Origin of the sequence: Micromonospora sp. RV43 (assembly GCF_001029515.1) — a bacterium.
GTDB classification, from domain to species: domain Bacteria; phylum Actinomycetota; class Actinomycetes; order Mycobacteriales; family Micromonosporaceae; genus Micromonospora; species Micromonospora aurantiaca.
Genome location: NZ_LEKG01000375.1, coordinates 1 through 1013, shown reverse-complemented (window position 1 = coordinate 1013; position 1013 = coordinate 1). Strand labels below are relative to the sequence as shown.

At 78.4% G+C, this 1013-nt stretch carries 1 pseudogene; it reads right to left on the bottom strand.

The window, feature by feature from the left end:
* Window positions 1–835 (bottom strand): annotated as a pseudogene (locus ABD52_RS37295) (hypothetical protein); the annotation flags it as partial.
* Between the last annotated feature and the right edge of the window lie 178 nt (window positions 836–1013).

Genomic DNA, 1013 nt, shown 5'->3' with positions numbered 1-1013 from the left:
CGTCGGGCCGGGCCCACGGCGGGGCCCAGCCGTCACCCCAGCTCGGGCGGTTCCAGGACGGCCCGGACCAGTCCGGTTCGGCGGCCCTCGGGTCGTCGGCCGCCGGAGTCTCGGCCGCGGCCCGCGGCTCGGCGCCGGCCGCCCGGCCCTCGGGCGGGTGGACCTCGCCCGGTGCGTGCTCCGGCCGGCTCACTGCCGGCGGCGGGGTGACCGGCCGGTCGGCCCAGCCGTGGGACAGCGACGGGGTGGATTCGGTGTTCGGCGCGTGAAAGCCCGGCGGCACCTCGAACCCGGAGGCGGCGGCGCCGACCGGCGGGACCTGGAGCGCCGGGGGCGCGGAGGTCGGCCCGCTCTCGGCCCAGCGCGGAGCCCGGGCGGCCGGGTCGTCCGCGGCGTGCCGGGAACCGGCGGGCTCCCCCGGGTCGGTCGGCTGCTCGATCGTCGGCGCCGGGCGCGGGGCCGGTACGGCCAGCCGTTCGCCGTCGGCAGGCCGGGGCAGCTCGTCCGCGGGCGGGGCACTGACCGGCGCCTGGCGGGTCACTGGCGACTCCTCCCCGGCGTGGTGCACGCCGTTGACGTGGCGGCCGTTGACGCGGCCCGGTTCCGGCGCGGAGTGGCCGGGCAGCGGGGCCGGCAGGTCGCCGTGCCGGGGCGAGGAGGCGGCCCAGCCGCCGAGGTCGCCGTAGGGCCAGCCGCCGGGCGCCGGAGCGCCGCAGGACCAGCCGTTCGGCGGGGGCGCCCAACCGCCGCCGGTACGGGCCGGGTCGTCCTGCTGGCCCGTCCCGTCGCCGTGCTCTCCCGGGGTGGCGGCTCCGGGTTGCCCTGTTTCACTCACCGCGCGCTCCTTGGTCGCCCTCGCTGAGGCTACCGTGTGGTGACAGTGGCGATAAGTTACAGCGGCGGGCCAATTCCGCGACGGGTTCACGAACCCGGACCGGTTCGGGTGATACGTGCCGGCTCGTACGCAGATACTCGGAGGATCCGATGACCGCAGTGGGGAACGGTGCACAGAC